The organism is Actinomyces sp. S4-C9 (assembly GCF_000758775.1).
GTDB lineage: Bacteria > Actinomycetota > Actinomycetes > Actinomycetales > Actinomycetaceae > Gleimia > Gleimia europaea.
In genome coordinates this window covers 1-701 of record NZ_JRMU01000030.1, presented here as the reverse complement: position 1 = coordinate 701, position 701 = coordinate 1, and the positions used below count along the sequence as shown (strand labels likewise).

The following is a 701-nucleotide window of genomic DNA, read 5'->3' as shown; positions in this document are numbered from 1 at the left end:
AAAACCAAAAGCGCTCTGAAGACGCACTTTCAAAAAACCAAAAACGCACCGGACTGTAACGAGCTACTAAAATATTGCGAATACCGCTTCCACAAACATTGCTCAAAAGTATCTCTTTGCTATATATCTCTGTGCTATATCCCTATATAACCTACCCATCCACCTTTCGCTCCTTGAACTTGCATCTAAACTCGACCTCTACATCAACAGGCTTCCAATGCTCTTCAAATTTTACTGTCAAGTAGACCCATACGGCTGTAATATGCTGCTCTTCATAATGTAAGCTTATCTTTATCGAATAATTCCTCGGGGAATTGACCGGCAATTCTTCAAGCAATAAACAGGAATACCAATTATTAAAAGATAACTTAGTCAGATCGTACAATAAAGCTTTGAAGAAAAATGCGCCTTATTCAATCTTTGCTATAAAAAATGGCCCAAAATCTCACATTGGAAGACATTTGATGACCTCATTTCTTTCAATGAAGGGCCTAACGGAGTTGACTAATGTTGTGGGAAATTGGAGCGATAAGCGTGCTTCTGCCGTGGCCAGGACAACGTATACTCATCAGATAACAGCAATACCTGATCACTACTTCGCACTAGTTTCTCGGTACTATGCATATGATCCAATATCAAAGGAAATGATAGCATTGAAGGATGAGACTAATCCAATTGAGGAGTGGCAGCATATAGAACAG

Annotated in this window: 1 protein-coding gene; it reads left to right on the top strand. The window is 39.4% G+C overall.

Going from position 1 to position 701, the window contains the following annotated elements; translation table 11 throughout:
• Nucleotides 1–314 precede the first annotated feature (314 nt).
• A partial coding sequence (locus tag HMPREF1628_RS08945; protein WP_084703348.1) for a hypothetical protein occupies nucleotides 315–701 on the top strand: 387 nt, incomplete at its 3' end.